At 64.6% G+C, this 20,137-nt stretch carries 16 protein-coding genes; 12 read left to right on the top strand and 4 right to left on the bottom strand.

What is annotated here, in order from left to right:
- Nucleotides 1-78 precede the first annotated feature (78 nt).
- Both ACEWQ0_RS11125 and ACEWQ0_RS11120 read left to right on the top strand, forming a co-directional pair.
- Nucleotides 79-2,265 carry a TonB-dependent receptor family protein gene (locus tag ACEWQ0_RS11125; protein ID WP_476485369.1) on the top strand — a complete coding sequence of 729 codons (2,187 nt, stop codon included), beginning with the start codon at nucleotides 79-81 and terminating at the stop codon, nucleotides 2,263-2,265.
- A 142-nt stretch (nucleotides 2,266-2,407) separates the two neighbouring features.
- On the top strand, nucleotides 2,408-2,728 hold the full coding sequence (locus ACEWQ0_RS11120; protein WP_476483621.1) for a DUF4156 domain-containing protein: 321 nt from the start codon (nucleotides 2,408-2,410) through the stop codon (nucleotides 2,726-2,728).
- A gap of 143 nt (nucleotides 2,729-2,871) precedes the next feature.
- On the opposite strand, the gene ACEWQ0_RS11115 is transcribed toward ACEWQ0_RS11120, so the two are convergent.
- The 4 genes from ACEWQ0_RS11115 to uvrB all read right to left on the bottom strand — a co-directional run bounded on the left by ACEWQ0_RS11115 (nucleotide 2,872) and on the right by uvrB (nucleotide 7,696).
- Nucleotides 2,872-3,387 carry a type 1 glutamine amidotransferase domain-containing protein gene (locus ACEWQ0_RS11115; protein ID WP_476483620.1) on the bottom strand — a complete coding sequence of 172 codons (516 nt, stop codon included), beginning with the start codon at nucleotides 3,385-3,387 and terminating at the stop codon, nucleotides 2,872-2,874.
- A gap of 97 nt (nucleotides 3,388-3,484) precedes the next feature.
- The gene (locus ACEWQ0_RS11110; protein ID WP_476485368.1) at nucleotides 3,485-4,828 is read right to left on the bottom strand and encodes a hypothetical protein; all 1,344 of its coding nucleotides are present in this window, start codon (nucleotides 4,826-4,828) and stop codon (nucleotides 3,485-3,487) included.
- A gap of 96 nt (nucleotides 4,829-4,924) precedes the next feature.
- Nucleotides 4,925-5,638, bottom strand: coding sequence for a ZIP family metal transporter (locus tag ACEWQ0_RS11105; RefSeq protein WP_476483618.1), 714 nt, complete (start codon nucleotides 5,636-5,638; stop codon nucleotides 4,925-4,927).
- Nucleotides 5,639-5,677: 39 nt separating this feature from the next.
- Nucleotides 5,678-7,696 (bottom strand): excinuclease ABC subunit UvrB, encoded by a 2,019-nt coding sequence (gene uvrB, locus ACEWQ0_RS11100; RefSeq protein ID WP_476485367.1) that lies wholly within the window; start codon nucleotides 7,694-7,696, stop codon nucleotides 5,678-5,680.
- A gap of 115 nt (nucleotides 7,697-7,811) precedes the next feature.
- Between uvrB and ACEWQ0_RS11095 the strand changes: the two genes are divergently transcribed.
- The 10 genes from ACEWQ0_RS11095 (at nucleotide 7,812) to ACEWQ0_RS11050 (ending at nucleotide 20,001) form a co-directional block, all read left to right on the top strand.
- Nucleotides 7,812-8,990 (top strand): pyridoxal phosphate-dependent aminotransferase, encoded by a 1,179-nt coding sequence (locus ACEWQ0_RS11095; protein ID WP_476483616.1) that lies wholly within the window; start codon nucleotides 7,812-7,814, stop codon nucleotides 8,988-8,990.
- Nucleotides 8,991-9,024: 34 nt separating this feature from the next.
- Nucleotides 9,025-9,690 (top strand): YceH family protein, encoded by a 666-nt coding sequence (locus ACEWQ0_RS11090; protein WP_476485366.1) that lies wholly within the window; start codon nucleotides 9,025-9,027, stop codon nucleotides 9,688-9,690.
- 156 nt (nucleotides 9,691-9,846) lie between these two features.
- Nucleotides 9,847-10,377, top strand: a complete 531-nt coding sequence (locus ACEWQ0_RS11085) for a GspH/FimT family pseudopilin (protein WP_476485365.1) — start codon at nucleotides 9,847-9,849, stop codon at nucleotides 10,375-10,377.
- A gap of 132 nt (nucleotides 10,378-10,509) precedes the next feature.
- On the top strand, nucleotides 10,510-11,148 hold the full coding sequence (locus ACEWQ0_RS11080) for a TetR/AcrR family transcriptional regulator (protein WP_476485364.1): 639 nt from the start codon (nucleotides 10,510-10,512) through the stop codon (nucleotides 11,146-11,148).
- Nucleotides 11,145-13,583: an acyl-CoA dehydrogenase gene (locus ACEWQ0_RS11075; protein ID WP_476485363.1), complete on the top strand. Its 2,439-nt coding sequence runs from the start codon at nucleotides 11,145-11,147 to the stop codon at nucleotides 13,581-13,583. The genes ACEWQ0_RS11080 and ACEWQ0_RS11075 overlap by 4 nt, the downstream gene beginning before the upstream one ends.
- Before the next feature lie 124 nt (nucleotides 13,584-13,707).
- Nucleotides 13,708-16,077, top strand: coding sequence for a 3-hydroxyacyl-CoA dehydrogenase/enoyl-CoA hydratase family protein (locus tag ACEWQ0_RS11070; protein ID WP_476485362.1), 2,370 nt, complete (start codon nucleotides 13,708-13,710; stop codon nucleotides 16,075-16,077).
- A gap of 127 nt (nucleotides 16,078-16,204) precedes the next feature.
- Nucleotides 16,205-17,383: an acetyl-CoA C-acyltransferase gene (locus tag ACEWQ0_RS11065; protein WP_476485361.1), complete on the top strand. Its 1,179-nt coding sequence runs from the start codon at nucleotides 16,205-16,207 to the stop codon at nucleotides 17,381-17,383.
- A 491-nt stretch (nucleotides 17,384-17,874) separates the two neighbouring features.
- A complete protein-coding gene (phhA, locus tag ACEWQ0_RS11060) occupies nucleotides 17,875-18,705 on the top strand; it encodes a phenylalanine 4-monooxygenase (RefSeq protein ID WP_476483609.1) in 831 nt (276 codons plus the stop codon).
- 14 nt (nucleotides 18,706-18,719) lie between these two features.
- Entirely contained in the window at nucleotides 18,720-19,058 is a 339-nt protein-coding gene (locus ACEWQ0_RS11055) for a 4a-hydroxytetrahydrobiopterin dehydratase (RefSeq protein WP_476483659.1), read from the top strand.
- The gene (locus ACEWQ0_RS11050) at nucleotides 19,051-20,001 is read left to right on the top strand and encodes an AAA family ATPase (protein WP_476485360.1); all 951 of its coding nucleotides are present in this window, start codon (nucleotides 19,051-19,053) and stop codon (nucleotides 19,999-20,001) included. Before ACEWQ0_RS11055 ends, ACEWQ0_RS11050 begins: the two co-directional genes overlap by 8 nt.
- Nucleotides 20,002-20,137: the final 136 nt, after the last annotated feature.

The raw sequence follows: 20,137 nt of genomic DNA, 5'->3' as shown, positions 1-20,137 counted from the left end.
TGCAAATCATTTTCATTTAGAATTGCGCCGCGCTACTCAAATCCACCCTGAAACCTCGACCAAGAAAGGAGCAACTTCGTGATCAGACCCCTTCTGCTCACCGGCCTGGCCCTGAGCATTGCCGCCCCCGGGTACGCCCGGGATCCCAACGAGACCCCCCAATCACAGGCTCAAGTGCGCCCGGCCGATGAAAGCGCGCCGCTCGCACTCATGCTGCCCGACCGGGTACGCGTGGTCGGCAGCCGCGAAGACGCCCGCCAGACGGCCGGAACCAGCGCCGTCATCGATCCACAGCAGCTGCAAATCGAAGCGCAGACCGACGTCAATCAGCTGCTCAAGACGGTGCCAGGCGTCTATATTCGCGAGGAAGACGGACAGGGCCTGCGGCCCAATATCGGCATTCGTGCCGCCGCCGGCGGCCGCTCGAGCAAGCTCACGCTACTCGAAGACGGGGTACTGATCGCACCGGCGCCCTACTCGAACCCGGCGGCCTATTATTTCCCCCAGGCCTTCCAGATGCACGCCGTCGAAGTGCTCAAGGGCGCACCGCTGCTCAGATACGGCCCGCAGACGACCGGTGGGGTGATCAACCTGGTCAGCACACCGATTCCCACCGACACCAGCGGTCGCATTCTGACCACTCTGGGAGAGAACAGCGAGCACAACACGCACGCCTGGCTGGGCGGGCGCGAAGGCGGTTTTGGCTGGCTGGTCGATACCGTCTATCGCAGCAGCGAGGGCTTCAAGGACATTGATCGCAGCAGCCGCGACACCGGTTTCGACATCCAGAGCTACATGCTCAAGTTCGGCTGGACCGGCGGGCGCCACAGCCTGCTCGCCAAGGCCCAATACTCCGAGGAGACCTCGAACGAAACCTATACCGGCCTGACCGACGCCGATTTCGAACGTAACCCCAACCGGCGCTACGGCCTGTCGGAGCCGGATCAGATGAATAATGACCACCAGGGCTTTTCGCTGACCTGGGACTTCGACCTGAGCGATCAGCTGACGTTGTCGGCACTCGCCTACCACAACGAATTCGCGCGCGACTGGTTCAAGGGCAGCTTCGGCGCTCTCGTCGATGCCGCCAATGCCGGCGACGACCACGCTCTGGGCGTACTTCATGGTGAAATCGATGCCCAGGATCTGACCTACAAGCACAACAGCCGCGAGTACGAGTCTTACGGACTGGAGCTGGAAGTCGACGCCCGGCTGGCCGATCATCGCCTGCTCATCGGCGCACGTGACCACAGCGACCGCATGGACCGTTTCCAGCCCGCAGAAGTATACGACCAGATCAACGGTCAGCTGGTTCTACAGGATCGAATCTCCCCCACCGGCGGCAACAACCGTCTTGAAGGCGCCGACGCCCAGGCCTTCTGGGCGCTCGATCAGTGGCAGCTCACACCCGACTTCCGGCTTGATCTGGCGCTGCGATACGAAGATGCGGAAACCTATCGACGACAATTCGACACGCCGGATCGCTCCGACCTGCCGGCACGACGTCAAAGCAGCGCCCGCGAGTGGCTGCCGGGTGCCTCGCTGACCTGGGACTTCAGCGAGCAGAATCAGCTGCTTGCCGGTGTACACCGTGGCTTTGCACCGCTGGGCGGCGGCGCCAAAGAAACCGACGAGCCGGAAACCAGTCTCAACTACGAGCTCGGCTGGCGCCACTTCCGCAACAACCTGTTTGTGGAGCTGGTCGGCTTTTACAGCGACTTCGAAAACCAGGCAGAGGTCTGCTCCAACGCCAGCCCCTGCAGCAATGGTGCCACCAGCGGCAGCTTTGTGACCGGCGAGGCCGTGGTCAAGGGCGTCGAGTTCCAGCTTGGCAACGAATGGCGCAGCGGTGGCCTGACCATCCCGCTGAGCTTCAACTACACCTACAGCAGCGCAAAGATCAGCGCCGACAACGCGGTCTCCGGCGTCTCCGATGGCGACAAGCTGGCCGATATTCCCGAAAACATCTTCAGCCTGCGCCTTGGCTTCGAGCATGCCTCCGGATGGGACAACCACTTTGTCGCCAAGTACATGGACGAGACCTGCGTCCAGGTCGGCTGCAATCGAACCGGTGACCCCTTCGATCGCACCGAGTCCCTGCTCGTGGTCGACTGGATCTCGCGCTACGCCATCAATGAAAGCGTGACCGCCTTCGTCAAGGTCGACAACGTGCTCGATGAACAGGTCATCATCTCGCGCCTGCCCCACGGTGCTCGCCCCAACAAGCCGCGCACCGGCATGGTCGGCATCGACTATCGCTTCTGACCGCTCGGGCAGCCGTTCTGCGGCGAAGCCCGGCCCGCCGCGCGGCGGGCCGGGCTTCGCCGCTGACCGGGTTGACGCTTGCACTGCAGTGCACCTATCGTGATGCTCCCATGACCCTCCCCGACACAGAAGGCCTTCCAGAATGAAACATGCACTGCTTGTCTGCGGCTCGGTTCTGATGCTGACCTTTGGCTGCAGCTGGGTGGAGCTTGACCCGGGCGCCGATAGCGTGCGCCTGGTTGAAAGCTCCAGAGCCAGCAACTGCGAACGCCTGGGCGTGACCACCACTTCCGTGCGCAGCCGGGTGGCCGGCGTCGAACGCAGCGCGGACAAAGTGGCTGGGGAACTGGCAGACCTGGCGCGCAACAGCGCCCGGGAACTCAATGGCGACACCATCGTCGCCGATGGCCCGCTGCGCGACGGTGAACAGCGGTTCATCATCTACCGCTGCCGCAAGCGCTAGGAAACTGCCGGAGAGCTGCTGCACGAGTGTCTGACGGCGTCCTGCGGTACTCGAAATGCTCATGTATCGATCTGTACACTCCGGCTTCTGCGTTCCGGCGAACACCGTCAGACACTCGCTCGCTACGCTCTCCGTCAGTTTCCTTAGTCCAGGGCGGAGAGGATCGCCTTGCAGAAGGCCGGCAGGTCATCGGGGACGCGGCTGCTGATCAGATTGCCATCGACGACGACTTCTTCGTCGACCCAGTCAGCGCCGGCGTTGACCATATCGTCGCGAATCGAGGCAAACGAAGTAGCCCGTTTGCCGCGGATGATGTCGGCCGAAACAGCCATCCAGCCGCCGTGGCAGATCCAGGCCACCGGCTTGCCGGCCGCGTTCGCGGCGCGTACCAGATCGACCATGCTGCGATGCCGGCGCATTCGATCCGGCGCCATGCCGCCGGGAATTACCACGGCATCAAAATCATCGGCCTTGACCCTTGATGCGTCGGCATCGACCCTGACCGGATAGCCCTTGCCGCTGTGGTATTCATCCTTGCCGGCACCGAGCACCGAAACCTTCGCGCCGGCCTCGATCAGCCGTAGCCGCGGATAATGCAGCTCCAGTTCCTGATAGTCGTCTTCGGCGAGAATCGCGATGTGCTTGTTGCTGATGGTCATTCATGCCTCCTGTCGAGAGTGCTGTATGACAGTAATGCATGCGCATCGGTGAAGAATCAAGGGCGCGAGCAAACGAGATCGCTGCCGGCCCGGGAAATCAAAGCTGGCAGTTCAGCATGGCGTTCAGGGTCTGCTCCTCCTCGCTGAGCGCATCGGCATCGAAGAGCCGGCCTGCGTAGGCGTACTGGCGCCCGAACATCGCCGTCAGCTCGTAGATCTCGCGCGGTTCGAGCTGCGCTTCCAGTTCGTCGTGCCGGAAGCCCATGAGAGCCCCGTCTTCCGCAAAATACATGCTGGCGACAAAGCGCTTGCGGCCCTCGGTCGAAAGCATCGTAAGCGGCGAGCCGGCGCCGGCCGCTAGTTCTGTCAGGTGACGATCAAGGTCTTCGCGCGTGTTGATGGTGGCGTTCGCCCGGATGCGCTCGCGCGCCTCGTCACGCTCGGGGCAGCCGCGTATGTAAGAAGGCTTGTCGGTGTAAGCGAAGACGTCATCGGGCAACTGTGAAGCGTCGAGCAGGCCAAGCTGATCGAATCCCTCGGCGATCGCGTTGAACCCCTCGGGTCCACCCTGCCACCCGACCAGCGTGTGGACGATCTCGCCGTCGCGCACGAAATGAAACTGGGGCGTCGAGCCGAATTCGGCAACCGGCCAGCCGGCCGGATCGTCAGCCAGCACGGTGGGCACATTCGGATAGTGGTCATTCCAGTGCGCGAGGGAATGAAAAGTACCATTCATGGATGGACCTGCCACCCAGACGGAGCGCGAGCGAATCAAAGCGCCCAGCGTCTCGTCGGCCGGCAGCTCCTGAGCCGCCGCCCGAGAAAAGCTGCAGCCGGGGCTTGTGACGACCAGGAGCTTCGGTTCTTCAAGCGTCAGCCACTCGCCGCGCAGCCGGTTGGCCTCGTTCTCCACCCGCCAGATCTTCAGCCCGCTATCGGGGCGCTTTTCGGACGGGGCGACCCGTTCGGGCACGTCCGGCAGCTCGACATCCGGATACTGCGCTCTGATTTCACGCGCCGCCTCGTAGCGACCCGCCGCCTGATAAGCCCTGAGCAGCCGAGCCAATTCCCCGGCATCGGCCAGCTCACGCGAATAGGCCTCATCCACGGCCGCTCGAAGTCGCTCGAGTATCCAGTCTGGACGAGCATAGAATGACGCGTTCCGGACGGCCCGCAGCCGAATCGAGACTTCGCCGTCGCTCGCCTGCGTCAGGTCTGAACCGTAGGCCTTGTCGCACCACAGCGCGCGGAAGCCAGCGGCCAGCTGTTCGGCGAGACCGCCGGTCTCGCCTTCGGAATAATCGTACGCACTGGAGATGGCCATCAGCTCGGTCAGGCGCTCGTCGTCGCTGCGCGTATCGCTCTCGCAAGCCGGCTCACCCGCAAGAACCAAATACGGCGCAAGCAACAGTACAAAAAACCAAAAAACACGCAAAGCCACTACTCTGCCTCCACTGTGAATCAATACCCCTACTTATAGAATGCAGCACACGCCTGGTCGATTTCAAACGCGCTCTGGAACCGCCGGTACTGTGCTTTAGCCGGTCAGCCCGTGCCCGATCATGCCCATCAGAAAGCCGGCCACGGCGCCCAGCGGCGGCGCCCAGTGGCGCTCGAGCCGCGCCTGGGGCGCGATGTCCTGGAAGATCAGGTAGAGGATGCCGCCGGAGGCGAACAACATGATCGCCGCGACGATCGCCTGCTGATCGGCGAGCAGAAAGAACCCGGCCAGCGCGGCGGCCGGGCCGAGCAGCGCGATGGCCGAGAAGGTGACCAGCACGGCTGCCTGCGAGGTGGCCGTGCTGTCGCGAATCTCGCGGTAGGCGTTGAACGCTTCGGGCACGTTCTGGAGCGCGATCAGCACCGCCAGCAAGGGTGCGGTGCTGCGGTCGATGGCGAACACGGCGCCCAGCGCCAGGGCCTCGGGCAGAAAGTCGGCGAGCATGGCCACGAACTGGCTCGCCGAGGTGCGGCGCCGCGCGAGCCCGCGGTCGAGCAGCAGAAAGGCCGCTCCGCCGAGCGAGAACCAGAGCGCGGCGCTGATCAGCGACAGCTCCTCCATGCCGTCGGGCACCAGCACCAGCGCAACCGCCGCCAGCAGGGCGCCGCCGCCGAAGGCGACGATGGAGTGACGCAGCTCCTCCTCGAGCCAGTTGGGCCGGAAGTTCTCGACGGCCGCCAGCGAAGCGCCGGCCGGCACGCTCAGGCCGGCGCCGGTGGCGATCAGGAGCACGATGATCCAGTCAGGCATTGCGCGGCACCTCCGCGTCAGATTCTTGCGCCAGGGGCATCAGGTCGCTACCTTGAAGCCCTGATCGCGCATTCGGTGGATGCGGTCGCGAATCTCGGCCGCCTTCTCGAATTCCAGGTTCTCGGCCGCCTTGAACATGTCTTTTTCGAGCCGGGCAATCTCGCGCGCGGCATCCTCGGGCGAGACCGGCTCGATCGCGTACTCGGAGGCGCGTTCCTCGGCCACCTGGCGCGCCGGCTTCTTCTTGCCCGGCATCTGCTGGGCGTCGGCCATGATGTCGGCGATGTTCTTGCGGATGGTCTGCGGCGTGATGCCGTGTTTTTCGTTATGGGCAATCTGCCGGGCGCGTCGACGCTCGGTTTCTTCGAGCGCGCGCTTCATCGAGTTGGTGGTCTTGTCGGCATAGAGAATCGCCTTGCCGCGCTCGTTGCGAGCCGCGCGGCCAATGGTCTGGATCAGCGAGCCTTCCGAACGCAGGAAACCTTCCTTGTCGGCATCGAGGATGGCGACCAGCGAGACTTCGGGCATGTCCAGGCCTTCGCGCAACAGGTTGATGCCGACGAGCACGTCGAAGGTGCCCAGGCGCAGGTCGCGGATGATCTCGACGCGCTCGACGGTGTCGATGTCGGAGTGGAGATAGCGCACCCGCACGTCGTGCTCGGCCAGGTATTCGGTCAGGTTTTCGGCCATGCGCTTGGTCAGCGTGGTCACCAGCACGCGATCGCCCTGGCTGACGCGATCTCCGATTTCCGACAGCAGATCGTCGACCTGGCTGGCCACCGGCCGCACCTCGACCTCGGGATCGACCAGCCCGGTCGGGCGTACGACCTGCTCGGCCACCGTGGTCGAGTGATCGAATTCCCACTGCCTGGGCGTGGCCGACACCAGCATCATCTGCGGGGCCCGCTCCTCGAACTCCTCGAAGGTCAGCGGCCGATTGTCGATCGCCGAAGGCAGCCGGAAACCGTAATCGACCAGCGTCTCCTTGCGGGCGCGGTCGCCGCGAAACATCCCGCCGACCTGCGGGATGGTCACGTGCGACTCATCGACGATCAGGATCGAGTCCCTGGGCAGATAATCGAACAGGGTCGGCGGCGGATCACCGGGCTGGCGGCCGGTGAGGTGGCGCGAGTAGTTCTCGATGCCCTGGCAATATCCGAGCTCGAGCATCATCTCGATATCGAACTGGGTGCGCTGACCCAGGCGCTGGGCCTCGAGCAGCTTGCCGGCCTTTTCCAGGTGTTCCAGGCGCTCCCTGAGTTCGATCTTGATTGCGTCGACGGCGTCGAGCACGACCTGGCGCGGGGTGACGTAGTGGGTCTTGGGAAAGATCGTCAGCGCGTCGGTTTTCTCGCGCACTTCGCCGGTGAGCGGGTCGAAGAAGCTGATGCGCTCGATCTCGTCGTCGAACAGCTCGACGCGCACCGCCTCCATTTCCGAATCGCCCGGGAACATGTCGATGACGTCGCCCCGCACCCGATAGGTGCCGCGCCTGAGCTCGAAATCGTTGCGCGAGTACTGCATCTCGGCAAGCCGGCGCAGGATCTCGCGCTGGCTCAGCGGCTCGCCCACCTTCAGCGGCAGCGTCATCTTCAGAAACGAACCGGGATCGCCCAGACCGTAGATGCACGACACCGTGGCAACGATCAGCGAATCCGGCCGCTCCAGCAGCGCCTTGGTCGCCGACAGACGCATCTGCTCGATATGCTCGTTGATCGAAGCGTCCTTCTCGATGAAGGTGTCTGATGACGGCACGTAGGCCTCGGGCTGGTAATAGTCGTAGTAGCTGACGAAATACTCGACGGCATTGTCCGGGAAAAAGGCCTTGAATTCGCCGTAGAGCTGCGCGGCCAGGGTCTTGTTGGGTGCCATCACCAGGGCAGGACGCTGAGCGCGTTCGATCACGTTGGCCATCGTGAACGTCTTGCCCGAGCCGGTCACCCCCAGCAGGGTCTGGTGTGACTCGCCCGCTTCCAGCCCCTTGACCAGCGCATCGATCGCGGTCGGCTGGTCGCCGGCCGGCTGATAGCTCGACGCCATGCGAAAACGCCTGCTCATTGGTCCGGCTCACTCGTCAACATCGTCAGGGGCATTATAATGGCAACCATCATCGTGTCCTCGTGGGTGGCCATCATCGGTCGCCGAACAACAGAAATCAGTAGGGAGTTCTATCGTGACTTTTCGATTCGCAGCACGCGTCAGCCAGGTCAAACCTTCCGCCACCCTTGCCATGGCGGCCAAGGCCGGTGAACTCAAGGCCGCCGGCAAGGACGTGATCTCGCTGAGCACGGGCGAGCCCGACTTCGACACCCCGGCCCACATTCGCAAGGCCGCGGCCGAAGCCATCGAGGCCGGCCAGACCCGCTATACGCCGGTTGACGGTACGCCGGAATTGAAGCAGGCGATCATCTCGAAGCTGCAGCGCGACAACGAGCTCAGCTACGAGCCCAACCAGATACTGGCCTCGACCGGCGCCAAGCAGAGCCTGTACAACTTGATGCAGGCACTGGTCGATGAAGGCGATGAAGTCCTGATTCCCGCGCCCTACTGGGTCTCCTACCCGGACATGGCACGACTGGCTGGCGGTGCGCCGGTGATACTCAACACCGACGCCAGGAATGGCTATCTGATCACGCCGTCGCAGCTGGCGGCCTCCATCACCGACCAGACCCGACTGCTGGTGCTCAACTCACCAAGCAACCCCAGCGGTCGCGCCTATACCCGCGAACAGCTTGCAGCCATCGGCGAAGTGTTGCTGGACAACCCGAGAATCGTCATCTGCACCGACGATATCTATGAACACATCTGGTGGGCTGATGAACCTTTTTCGACGCTCGCCCAGGTCGTGCCCGCGCTGCGCGATCGCACGCTGGTGGTCAACGGCGTTTCCAAGGCCTACGCGATGACCGGCTGGCGCATCGGCTATACCGCGGGGCCGGAGCCGATCATCAGAGAGATGAAAAAGATCCAGGGTCAGAGCACCTCCAACCCCAGCTCGATCAGCCAGGCCGCCGCGGTGGCGGCCCTCAACGGTGACCAGAGCTGCGTCGGCGAAATGTGCGCGGCCTTCAAGCAGCGCCACGACTGGCTGATTCCGGCGTTGAATGCGCTCCCGGGAGTGCACTGCGAGCCCGGCGAAGGCGCGTTTTATGCCTTTGCCGACTTCAGCGGCGCAATCGAGAAGCTGGGGCTCAACGATGACATCGAGCTGGCCGAACACTTGCTCGACAAGGCCCTGGTCGCCACCGTGCCCGGCACGGCCTTTGGCACCGCCGGCCACCTTCGCTTGTCGTTCGCCTGCGGTCTCGACACGCTCAAGACCGCGATCGAACGCATCGGCCAGGCGCTTTAGAACCCGCCGCCGGCAACCACAAAAAGGGCAGCTCATGGACGACGAATCGACCGCTCATCATCATGGCGAAACCGAAGAACCGCAAGGCCTTCGCCTCAGCGCCGTTGAGGCACGCGTGCTGGGCTGCCTGGTGGAAAAGGAAGCGACCACCCCGGATGCCTATCCGCTGACGCTCAACGCCACCACCACAGCCTGTAACCAGAAGTCCAGCCGTGACCCGGTGATGAAGCTCGAGCCGGGTCGCGTCGGCCAGGCCCTGCGCGAGCTCGAGCGCAAGGGCCTGGTGCGACATCAGTTTTCCTCGCGCGCCGAACGCTACCGGCACACCGCCGAAAAGGGGCTGGAGCTGACGCGGGGCCAGCTGGCCGTACTGACCCTGCTGATGCTGCGCGGACCCCAGACGATCAACGAGCTGCTTACCCGCAGCGAGCGCATCCATCGCTTTGATGACGCCGACGACGTTGCCTTCACACTCGAGCGGCTGTCGCAGAAGGAGCCGGCCATGGCCACTCGCCTGCCGCGCCGCTCCGGCCAGCGCGAAGACCGCTACATGCACCTGCTGTGCGGTCCGGTGGATATCGCGGCACAAATGCCCCCGGAACCCGCCATGGCGGCCGACGATGACAGGGACCTGGCCGCACGCCTCGAAGCGCTCGAACAACGGGTGGCCGACCTCGAAGCCCGCCTGGCCAGCGACTGATCTCGCGCCAGCGGCCAGCCGGGCCCGCTGAGCACCACGCCGACGGCGCGGCGCGGCGATTTCCTACACCCGCGACCGGCACCGCACCGATGACCACGCCTGCGGCCCCGGGTGATGCTCAAAGCCTCCAATCATGCGATGTCGAGGAGGTTTGTCATGCACCGGCCCGATCACTCCGGATTCACGGTCATCGAAATGATGATCACTTTATCCGTCCTCGCGATTGTTCTGACCCTGGTGGTGTCGGCCTTCGGTCGCCTCGTCATGCAGCAACGCGTGACCGCGACCACGAACCACGTCGTCGCCCAGCTGCAGTTCGCGCGCAGCGAAGCCATCCGCCGCAATGCCCCGGTAGCGGCCTGCCCGAGCAGTGACGGCCTGAGCTGCACCGGCGGCAATCGCTGGGAGGCAGGCTGGATCGTCTATCTCGACGGGGACAAGAGCGGACAACCAACGCAGACCGACGACGTGCTGCGGGTGATCCAGGCGGTTCCGGAGCAGACCATGCACTCCGGCGGCCGCAAGCGCGCCCGCTTCAAGGGCAGCGGTGCCGCCTACGGCAGCAATCTGACCATCCGCGTCTGCGCAAGGGATAATCCACAGGCCGCCCGCGCGGTGATCGTCTCCAACCCGGGCCGAGTGCGCGCAACGCGCGAGGTCGACCCGGCCGAGTGCGAAAGCCGTTGAGCATTTTGTTATTGGCGCCTCTGCGTCTTTGGCGTTATCAGATGGGCTCCTTTCCGGGGTTTCGCGCTCGCCCGCTTGCATGATGTGTCTGTACGGCGTAGCATTAAAACGTTCGTTTTAATCGAGCGTTTCATGCCCGTTTCGACCCGCGATCGCATTCTCGACGCCGCCGAGCGCCTGTTCGCCGAACAGGGGTTTCATCTGACCACGCTCAGGCAGATCACGCAGGCCGCCGGGGCCAATCTGGCCGCGGTCAACTACTACTTCGGCTCCAAGCAGGCGCTGATCCGGGCGATCTTCCGCCGCCGGCTCGACGCCCTCAACGCCGCCCGGCTCGAGCGGCTCGATGCCGTCGAAAGCGGACACGGTCGGCCCGATCTGGAAGCCGTGCTCGACGCCTTCGTGGAACCGGCCCTGGAGTTCACGCAGGGCGGCGATGCCGAAGGACAGCGCTTCATGCAGCTACTGCTGCGGGCCTTCGCCGATCGCGACACGGCGCTGCACGAGGCCATGCGCCAGGAATACGCCCACGTCATGCGGCGCTTTGCCGAGGCCGTGGCCGCAGCTCTGCCCGAGGCTGACCACACGCGCCTTCGCCACCAGCTCGATTTCATCGTCGGCGCATTGACGCTGACCATGGCCGAATCGGCCCTGAAGGACACCCGCACCATCGCCGCGGAGCTGGCGCAGTTCGCTGCCGCCGGCCTGCGCGGAAGTATTGAAAGCCCCGACCCTGAACGGGTTCGACGCACCCTGGAGACAACGTCATGACCTGGTTGTTGATCATCGCGCTCATCATCGGCCTGCTCGCGCTGGCCTGGTTCCGCTCGCCGGCGTGGCTGGCCGCGCTGCTCGCGGCCGCCGCCCTGGCCGGCACGATCTGGCTGCCGGCCGCCTGGCCGGTGATCACACTCTATGCGCTGACCTTTATCGCCCTGGCCGTGGCCGCCATCCGGCCGCTGCGCCGGGTGCTGGTCTCCGACCGCCTGTTCGGCTGGTTCAAGTCCGTGCTGCCCGCGATCTCCGACACCGAGCGCGAGGCGCTGGACGCCGGCACGGTGTGGTGGGATGCCGAACTGTTCTCCGGCCGTCCGCGCTGGAAGAAGCTGTTCGCGGTCGACAAACCGGCCCTTTCGAGCGAGGAACAGGCTTTCGTGGACAGCGAAGTCGAGCAGCTGTGCACCATGCTCGACGAGTGGCAGATCAACGCCGAGCTCAAGGATCTGCCCCTGGAAGCCTGGCAGTTCATCCGCGAGAAGGGCTTTTTGAGCATGATCATCCCGAAGGAATACGGTGGCCTGGGCTTCTCGTCGCAGGGCAACGCCGCGGTGGTGACCAAGATCGCCACGCGCAGCCTCTCGGCCGCGGTGTCGGTGATGGTGCCCAACTCGCTCGGCCCCGGCGAGCTGTTGATGCACTTCGGCACCGACGAGCAGAAGAAGCACTACCTGCCGCGCCTGGCAAAAGGCGAGGACATCCCCTGCTTTGCCCTGACCTCACCGCTGGCCGGCTCCGACGCCGCCGCCATGCCCGACGAAGGCATCGTCTGCAAGGGTCAGCACAACGGCAAAGAAGTGCTCGGTCTGCGCGTGAGCTGGGACAAGCGCTACATCACCCTGGCGCCGGTGGCCACCGTGCTCGGCCTGGCCTTCAAGGCGAAGGATCCCGACGGCCTGCTGGGCGACCGCGAGAGCCTGGGCATTACCTGCGCGCTGATCCCCACCGATACGCCGGGCGTGCAGGTCGGCGATCGCCACCGGCCCGGCGGCAGCATCTTCCTCAACGGCCCCACGCGCGGCGAAGACGTGTTCATACCGCTCGACTGGATCATCGGCGGTGCCGAACGCATAGGCCAGGGCTGGCGCATGCTGATGCACTGCCTGGCCGCCGGTCGGGCCATCTCCCTGCCCGCCCAGAGCGTGGCCAACGGCAAGCTGGCCAGCATGGTCACCGGCGCCTATGCCCGGGTGCGCTACCAGTTCAAGCAGCCCATCGGCCACTTCGAGGGCATCGAAGAGCCGCTGGCGCGAATCGCCGGCGAAACCTACCGCATGGAGGCGACGCACAAGCTGACCTTGAGCGCGCTCGATCAGGGCGAAAAGCCGGTCGTGCTGTCGGCCATCCTCAAGGCCTATCTCACCGAAGCCAATCGCCGCGTGCTCAACGATGCCATGGATGTACACGGCGGCAAGGCCGTGGTCGAGGGGCCCAACAACTACCTGTCGATTCCCTGGCAGTCGATTCCGGTGGCGATCACCGTCGAGGGCGCCAACATCCTGACGCGCTCGATGATCGTCTTCGGCCAGGGCGCGATCCGCTGCCACCCCTGGCTGCTCAAGGAAATGATGTCGGCCGCCGACGACGATCCGAAGGCCTTCGACAGCGCGCTGTTCGGGCACATGGGTTTTGTCATTTCCAACTTCGTGCGCGCCCCGCTGCTGGCTCTGACCGGGGGGCTGTTGAGCCGCTCGCCGGTGTCGGGCTCCACCGCCGGTATGTACCGCAAGCTCAACCGCTTCAGCGCCGCGTTCACGCTCGCCGGCGATCTGTGCCTGCTCATCCTCGGCGGCAAGTTCAAGTTCAAGGAAAAGCTTTCGGGCAGGCTGGCCGACGCGCTGGCCCACCTCTACATGGCCTCGGCCTCACTGCGCCGCTTCGAGGATGACGGTCGGCCCGAGGAGGATCTGCCGCTGCTGCAGTGGGCGGTGGCCGACAGCCTTCAGCAGGTCGAGAACGCGCTCCATGCCGTACTCCAGAATTTCCCGATCGCAGCGCTCGGCGGCCCGCTGCGCGTGCTGCTGTTCCCCTGGGGCCGCAGACAGCGACCGGTCGACGACCGTATAACCCATCGCATCGCCCGGCTGACCATGGAGGCCTCGGCCAGCAGAGAGCGGCTGATCGCCGGCGCCTATCAGTCGCAGGCCGATGACGCCACCGGATTGCTGGCGCAAGCCTTCGAGGCGGCACTTGCCGCTGCGCCCGCCGAGATGGCGGTGCGCAACGCGCTCAAGACGGTGCCGACGCCGGTCAACGTCGACCGAGTCGTCGAAAAGGCCGTCGCGGCAGGCGTGATCACCGAAGAACAGGCCGCGGATCTCCAACGCGCACAGGAGCTGACCGCGAAGGTGATCGCCGTCGACGAGTTCACGCCCGAGCAAATCGGCGGCAAGCAGGCCATGCAGCCGCCGGTGGCCAAGGCGAGCTAAAACCCGAGAAACCACGGAGAGCACGAAACACACGGAATCTTGAGCTTGAAAACCTCCGTGACTTCCGTGCCCTCCGTGGCTCCAGATTTTCATTGAACCCAATTCGGAACATGAAGGAACACAGATGACGAATCACAAGCTTCAGGTACGTCGCGCCGCGGTACTCGGTGCCGGGGTGATGGGTGCGCAGATTGCCGCGCATCTGACCGCCGCCGGCATTCCGGTCGATCTCTACGACCTGCCCAGCGAAGACGGGCCGCGCAACCGGCTGGCCGAAGAAGGCATCAAGCGCCTGGACAAGCTCAAGCCGGCGCCGCTTGCCAGCAAGGACCTGGCCGAGTTCATCCGGCCGCTGAACTTCGCCGACAATCTCGAGCAGCTCGGCGACTGCGACTTCATCATCGAGGCCGTGGCCGAGCGCATGGACATCAAACGCGACCTCTACGGCAAGATTGCCGAGCATATCGCCGACGACGCGATCTTCGCTTCCAACACCTCGGGGCTGTCGATCACCGAGCTGTCCAACGAGCTCCCCGAGCCCCTGCGCGAGCGCTTCTGCGGCGTGCATTTCTTCAACCCGCCGCGCTACATGCACTTAGTCGAGCTGATTCCACACGCCGCCACCGACGCCAGGGTGCCGGATCTGCTCGAGGACTTCCTGACGCGCAATCTGGGCAAGGGCGTGGTTCGCACCCGCGATACCGCCAACTTCATCGCCAACCGCGTGGGCATGTTCACCATGCTCTCGACCATGCATCACGCCGAGCGCCTGGGCCTGGGCTTCGACACCGTCGACGCGCTGACCGGCCCGGCCATCGGCCGCCCCAAGAGCGCGACCTTCCGGCTTGCCGACGTGGTCGGGCTGGACACCATCGGCAACGTCATCAACACGATGGACGACCAGCTCACCAAAGATCCCTGGCACGCTTGGTTCAAGCAGCCGGCCTGGCTGAAGCAGCTCATCGAGGCCGGCGCCGTGGGTCAGAAAGCCGGTGCGGGCGTCTTCCGCAAGGAAGGCAAGACCATCCGCGTGCTGGATCCTGCATCGGGCGACTATCGCGACGCCGACTACGCGCTGCCCGACGAGGTTCAGAAGGTACTTTCGATCCGCGACCCGGGCGAGAAACTGGCCGCGCTGGCCCGCTGCGAGAACCCGCACACCGAACTGCTGTGGTCGATCCATCGCGATCTGTTCCACTACTGCGCCTTCCACCTGGCCGAGATTGCCGACAGCGCGCGCGAAGTCGACCTGGCCATTCGCTGGGGCTATGGCTGGAAGGTCGGACCGTTCGAGATCTGGCAGTCGGCCGGCTGGCGGGCCATGGCCGAGCTGGTCGAAAAGGATATTGCCAAGGGCCGCACCGGCGTCGAGGCAGATTTGCCCGACTGGGTCGGCAAGATCGAGGCCGCGCACACCGCCGAAGGCTCCTGGGCCGCCGATCAGGCGCGCTACCTGCCGCGCCCGGATCTGCCGGTATTCCAGCGCCAGTACCAGCCGGTGCGCCTGCTGGGCGAGAAAACCGAATCCGGCACTACCGTTGACGAGACCGACTCGATCCGGCTGTGGACCCTGTACGACGATGTTCTCATCGCCAGCCTCAAGGGCAAGATGGCGGTGATCGATGACGGCGTGGTCGACGGCCTCAACGCCGCCATCGAGCAGGCCGAATCCGACTTCGAGGGCCTGGTGATCTGGCAGCCCGCCGGCCCCTTCTCGGCCGGCGCCAACCTCAAGGCCGCCGCCGAAGCGATCCAGCAAGGCGACTTCGACAGCGTGCGCGAACTGATTGCCGGCTTCCAGGCGGTCAACCTGCGGCTGCGCTACGCATCCGTGCCTTCGGTCGCGGCGGTTCGCGGCCTGGCCCTGGGCGGCGGCCTGGAACTTGCCATGCACGCGGCCATGCGCGTTGCCCACCTGGAAAGCTACATGGGCCTGGTCGAGGCCGGCGTCGGGCTGGTGCCGGCCGGCGGCGGCCTGGCCACCCTGGCCATGCAGATCGTCGACGACACCAAGGCCGGCGACAGCTACCCCCTGCTGGAGAAGCGCTACAAGCAGATCGCCATGGGCCAGGTCAGCGGCTCGGCGATGGAAGCGCGCGAGATGGGCTATCTGCGCGCGCACGATCGCATCGTGCTGCACGAACACGAGCTGCTGCACGCCGCCCACCACGGCGTGCGCGCGATGGCCGCCGCCGGCTACCGTCCGCCGATGGCCGGGCGCCGCTTCCCGGCCGCCGGCGATATCGGCATCGCCACGCTCAGGACGCTGCTGGTCAACATGCTCGAGGGGCACTTCATCTCCGAGCACGACGAGGAGATCGGCCGGCGCATCGCCACGGCCATCTGCGGCGGCGAGATCGACCGCGACTCGAAGGTCGACGAGGCGTGGATCCATGACCTTGAACGCGAGCATTTCATGGAGCTGTGCGCGATGGAAAAGACCCAGGAGCGCATTGCCCACATGCTCAAGACCGGCAAGCCGCTGCGCAATTGATGCGAACCATCAAACACGAGAAACCACGGAAATCACGGAATGCACGGAAAATCGGTTCAAGACAGTCCGTGAATTCCGTGATCTCCATGGTTCCATGTTGTAAGGAATCAGGCAAAGGAATCGAATCATGAGTGACGCATACGTAGTCTCCGCCGTCAGAACGCCCGTGGCGCGGGCGTTCAAGGGCGCTTTTCGCAACTATCGTCCGGACGACATGCTGGCGCATGTCATTCGCGAATCGCTGGCCGAAGTACCCGATCTCGACCCCGCGCGCGTCGAGGACGTGATCGTCGGCTGCGCCATGCCCGAAGCCGAGCAGGGCATGAACGTCGCCCGCATCGGCGCCCTGCTGGCCGGCCTGCCCGATTCGGTGCCCGGCGTGACCGTCAACCGCTTCTGCTCGTCGGGCCTGCAGACGATTGCCATGGCCGCCGACCGCATTCGCCTCGGCGAGGCCGACGTGATGATCGCCGGCGGCACCGAGTCGATGACCATGGTGCCGATGATGGGCCACAAGGTGGCGATGAACCCGAAGGTCTTTACCGACGACAACCTGGCCATCGCCTACGGCATGGGCATCACCGCCGAGAAAGTGGCGAAGAAGTGGGGCGTCTCGCGCGAGGATCAGGACGAATTCGGCTACCAGTCGCACCAGAAGGCGATCAAGGCGATTGACGCCGGCGAGTTCACCGAAATCCGCCCGGTCACCGTGACCAACCGGATCCCCGGCGCCGACGGCACGGTCCGCGAGATCGAAACGGTTGTCGACACCGACGAGGGCCCACGCCGCGACACCACACCCGAAGTGCTGGGCAAGCTCAGGACGGTGTTCGACGCCAAGGGCACGGTCACCGCCGCGACCAGCTCGCAGATGTCGGATGGTGCCGGCGCTCTGGTGCTGGTCTCTGAACGGGTGATCAAGGAGCTGGGCCTCAAGCCGCTGGCAGTGTTCCGTGGCTTCTCGGTGGCCGGCGTGCCGCCCGAAGTGATGGGCATCGGCCCGATCGAGGCCATCCCGAAAGTACTGAAACAGACAGGTATCGGCAAGGACGAGCTGGACTGGATCGAACTCAACGAGGCCTTCGCCGCTCAGGCTCTGGCGGTGATCCGAAACACCGGGCTCGATCCTGACAAGGTCAACCCGCTCGGCGGCGCCATCGCGCTGGGCCACCCCCTGGGCGCAACCGGCGCGGTTCTGGCCGCCAAGGCCATTCACGGCCTGCAGCGCCGCCAGCAGCGCTACGCAATGATCACGATGTGCATCGGCACCGGCATGGGCGCCGCCGGGATTTTCGAGAAACTCTAGGAGAAGGAAAGCCGCTGGATAACGTAGCTAGCGGGTGTCTGACGGTGGCCGCCGGAGCGCAGAAACCGCAGCGCAGGCGAAAGCACGGTGCGGTTTGCGCGCAGCGCAAAAAGCGCCGGGCTGCAGCCGTGGCGCGTGTATGTGCTGATACGTGAAGATTACGAGCACCGCCGGACGCCGTCAGACGCACGCGCAGTAGTTTTGCAGCGGTTTCGAAAAAAAAGGCGGCGCAGGGGAAATTGCGCCGCCTCAACCCCCAGCGAACCCCGGTCGGGGCTCTCCTGGGTGCGCCCGTACCAGCAACGGGCTGACCTGCCAAGGCCGTTGAAGTACAGTTTCTCAAGATCCCGGCCGTGCCGACAGCGGCAATCCACCCGGCGCAAGGTAGGAAATCCACTCGTCCGCATGTAGGAAATTTCTTACACACCTCTTTCCCCCTGCGCCGCTGGCCGCCTACCCACTCGTAGGCCGCTCGCACCACAAGTGATAACATGAAACGGATCAATTACCAGGAGGTACTCATGGGCAAGCCAACCAAGTACGAGGCCAAGGTTCCGGACGAAAACGGCATCATCCCGTACACGGACGCAGAACATGACGTGTGGCGCGAACTGTATGAACGCCAGATCAAGGTGGTGCAGGGCCGGGTCTGCCAGGAGTTCCTCGACGGCCTGGAGGTTCTGAACCTTCCGGCCGATCGCATTCCCCAGCCGAAGGAAATCTCCGCCATACTGCGCGAGCGCACCGGCTGGGAAGTGGCGCCGGTACCGGCACTGATCAACTTCGACCGCTTTTTCAAGCTGCTTGCCGACAAGAAGTTTCCGGCCGCCTCCTTCATTCGCACGCGCGAATCGATGGATTATCTGCAGGAGCCGGACATCTTCCACGAGATCTTCGGCCACACCACCATGCTGACGCATCAGGCCTTTGCCGACTTCACGCACGCCTACGGCCTGGCCGGCGTAAAAGCCAGCAAGCAGGAACGCGTCTTCCTGGCACGCTTGTATTGGTTCACGGTGGAGTTCGGCCTGATCCAGAACGGCAGTCAGCTGAGCATTTACGGCGGCGGCATCGCCTCATCGCCGGGCGAAACCGTCTACTCGCTCGAAAGCGACGAGCCGATACGTCGGCCGTTCGATCCCATCGACGCGCTTCGCACACCCTATCGAATCGACATCTACCAGACGGTCTATTACGTGCTCGAGCGCATGGACGACCTGTTCGATCTGGCCAATGCCGATCTGCTTGCGCTGATCCGCAAGGCGCGCGCGCTGGGCGAGTTCGAACCCACCTATCCACCCAAGAACAAGGAGGCAGCCTGATCATGTCCGACCCCATGACCGATTCCCTGACCGAGAAGAAGTGTGTTCCCTGTGAAGGCGGCACCGATCCGCTCGAGCGCGATCGTATCGACGAACTGCTGCCGCAGATTCCCGGCTGGCAGGTCGATGCCGACGGCAAGAGAATCTACCGCCGCTTCGAGTTCAAGGGCTTCTACAAGACGATGGCCTTCATCAACGCGATGGCCTGGGTGGCCAATCAGGAAGGCCACCACCCCGACTTCGAGGCCGGCTACAACTTCTGCCTGATCCACTTCACCACCCACGCCATCGAGGGCTTGAGCGAAAACGACTTCATCTGCGCCGCCAAGGTCAACGCACTGCTGGATGAGTAGCCAATCAACCGCCCGATCGACGGTCCCCCTGGCGGAAGATCTGGCCCGGGCACGAGCCACCGTCAACGAGATCATCGTCGACAAGAGCGAGGTCATCGACCTCGCCTTCTCGGCGCTGCTTGCCGGCGGCCACCTGCTGATCGAGGACCTGCCCGGCGTTGGCAAGACCACGCTGGCCCAGGCTCTGTCGCTGGCAGTTGGAGGCAACTGGCAGCGCATCCAGTTCACCAGCGATATGCTGCCGGCCGATATCCTCGGGGTGTCGGTGTTCCGGCGCGAAGGCGAGCGCTTCGAATTCCGACCGGGGCCGATCTTTGCCAATGTCGTGCTTGCCGACGAAATCAATCGGGCCACGCCGCGCACGCAATCAGCGCTGCTCGAAGCCATGGCCGAAGGCCAGGTCACGGTGGACGGCCAGACGCGTGAACTTCCACGTCCGTTCTACGTGATTGCCACGCAGAACCCGCTTGACCTGACCGGAACCTATCCGCTGCCCGATTCCCAGCTGGATCGCTTCTTGCTGCGCACCCGCGTCGGTTACCCCTCGGCAGCCGAAGAAAGGCGACTATTGATCGAACCCGATCGCCGCGACCTGCTCATGGGCGTGCAGCCGGTCCTCGATCCCGGGCGGGTGGTGCAACTGATCGAGCTTGCCGGCGCTGTGCACGTTTCCGAGCCGGTGCTGGACTACATCCAGGCGCTGGTTGCGGCCACGCGCTCCCACCCGGCAGTCAAAGCGGGTCTGTCCCCGCGCGCAGCCCTGGCCCTGATCCAGACGGCACGAGCTCACGCGCTGGTCATGCAACAGGATTTCTGCCTGCCCGACAACGTCCGCGCCATTTTCCCGGCGCTGGCGGCACATCGCCTTCAGCCGGTGGCCGAATCGAACATGAGCGGCGATGCCGTGGCGGCGGAAATCCTGGAGTCGACGCCCGTCCCCTGATGAGCCAGACCAGCGGTGCACGGGCTGGCGCACGGCCCGCGAATCCTGTTGCTCGCTGGTTCAGGCGACGCACACGGCCGAATCTGCCCCTGCGCCTGGCTTATCGGCAGATCTTCATCCTGCCGACCCGGTTCGG

The organism is Wenzhouxiangella sp. YN9, assembly GCF_056324165.1.
This window is presented reverse-complemented; position numbering and strand designations above follow the sequence as displayed.

Coding starts and splice junctions, on each gene's coding strand:
- ACEWQ0_RS11120 (WP_476483621.1), top strand. CDS start 2,408: ATGAAACATGCACTGCTTGTCTGCGGCTCGGTTCTGATGCTGACCTTT.
- ACEWQ0_RS11115 (WP_476483620.1), bottom strand. CDS start 3,387: ATGACCATCAGCAACAAGCACATCGCGATTCTCGCCGAAGACGACTAT.
- ACEWQ0_RS11105 (WP_476483618.1), bottom strand. CDS start 5,638: ATGCCTGACTGGATCATCGTGCTCCTGATCGCCACCGGCGCCGGCCTG.
- uvrB (WP_476485367.1), bottom strand. CDS start 7,696: ATGAGCAGGCGTTTTCGCATGGCGTCGAGCTATCAGCCGGCCGGCGAC.
- ACEWQ0_RS11090 (WP_476485366.1), top strand. CDS start 9,025: ATGGACGACGAATCGACCGCTCATCATCATGGCGAAACCGAAGAACCG.
- ACEWQ0_RS11085 (WP_476485365.1), top strand. CDS start 9,847: ATGCACCGGCCCGATCACTCCGGATTCACGGTCATCGAAATGATGATC.
- ACEWQ0_RS11080 (WP_476485364.1), top strand. CDS start 10,510: ATGCCCGTTTCGACCCGCGATCGCATTCTCGACGCCGCCGAGCGCCTG.
- ACEWQ0_RS11075 (WP_476485363.1), top strand. CDS start 11,145: ATGACCTGGTTGTTGATCATCGCGCTCATCATCGGCCTGCTCGCGCTG.
- ACEWQ0_RS11070 (WP_476485362.1), top strand. CDS start 13,708: ATGACGAATCACAAGCTTCAGGTACGTCGCGCCGCGGTACTCGGTGCC.
- ACEWQ0_RS11065 (WP_476485361.1), top strand. CDS start 16,205: ATGAGTGACGCATACGTAGTCTCCGCCGTCAGAACGCCCGTGGCGCGG.
- phhA (WP_476483609.1), top strand. CDS start 17,875: ATGAAACGGATCAATTACCAGGAGGTACTCATGGGCAAGCCAACCAAG.
- ACEWQ0_RS11055 (WP_476483659.1), top strand. CDS start 18,720: ATGACCGATTCCCTGACCGAGAAGAAGTGTGTTCCCTGTGAAGGCGGC.
- ACEWQ0_RS11050 (WP_476485360.1), top strand. CDS start 19,051: ATGAGTAGCCAATCAACCGCCCGATCGACGGTCCCCCTGGCGGAAGAT.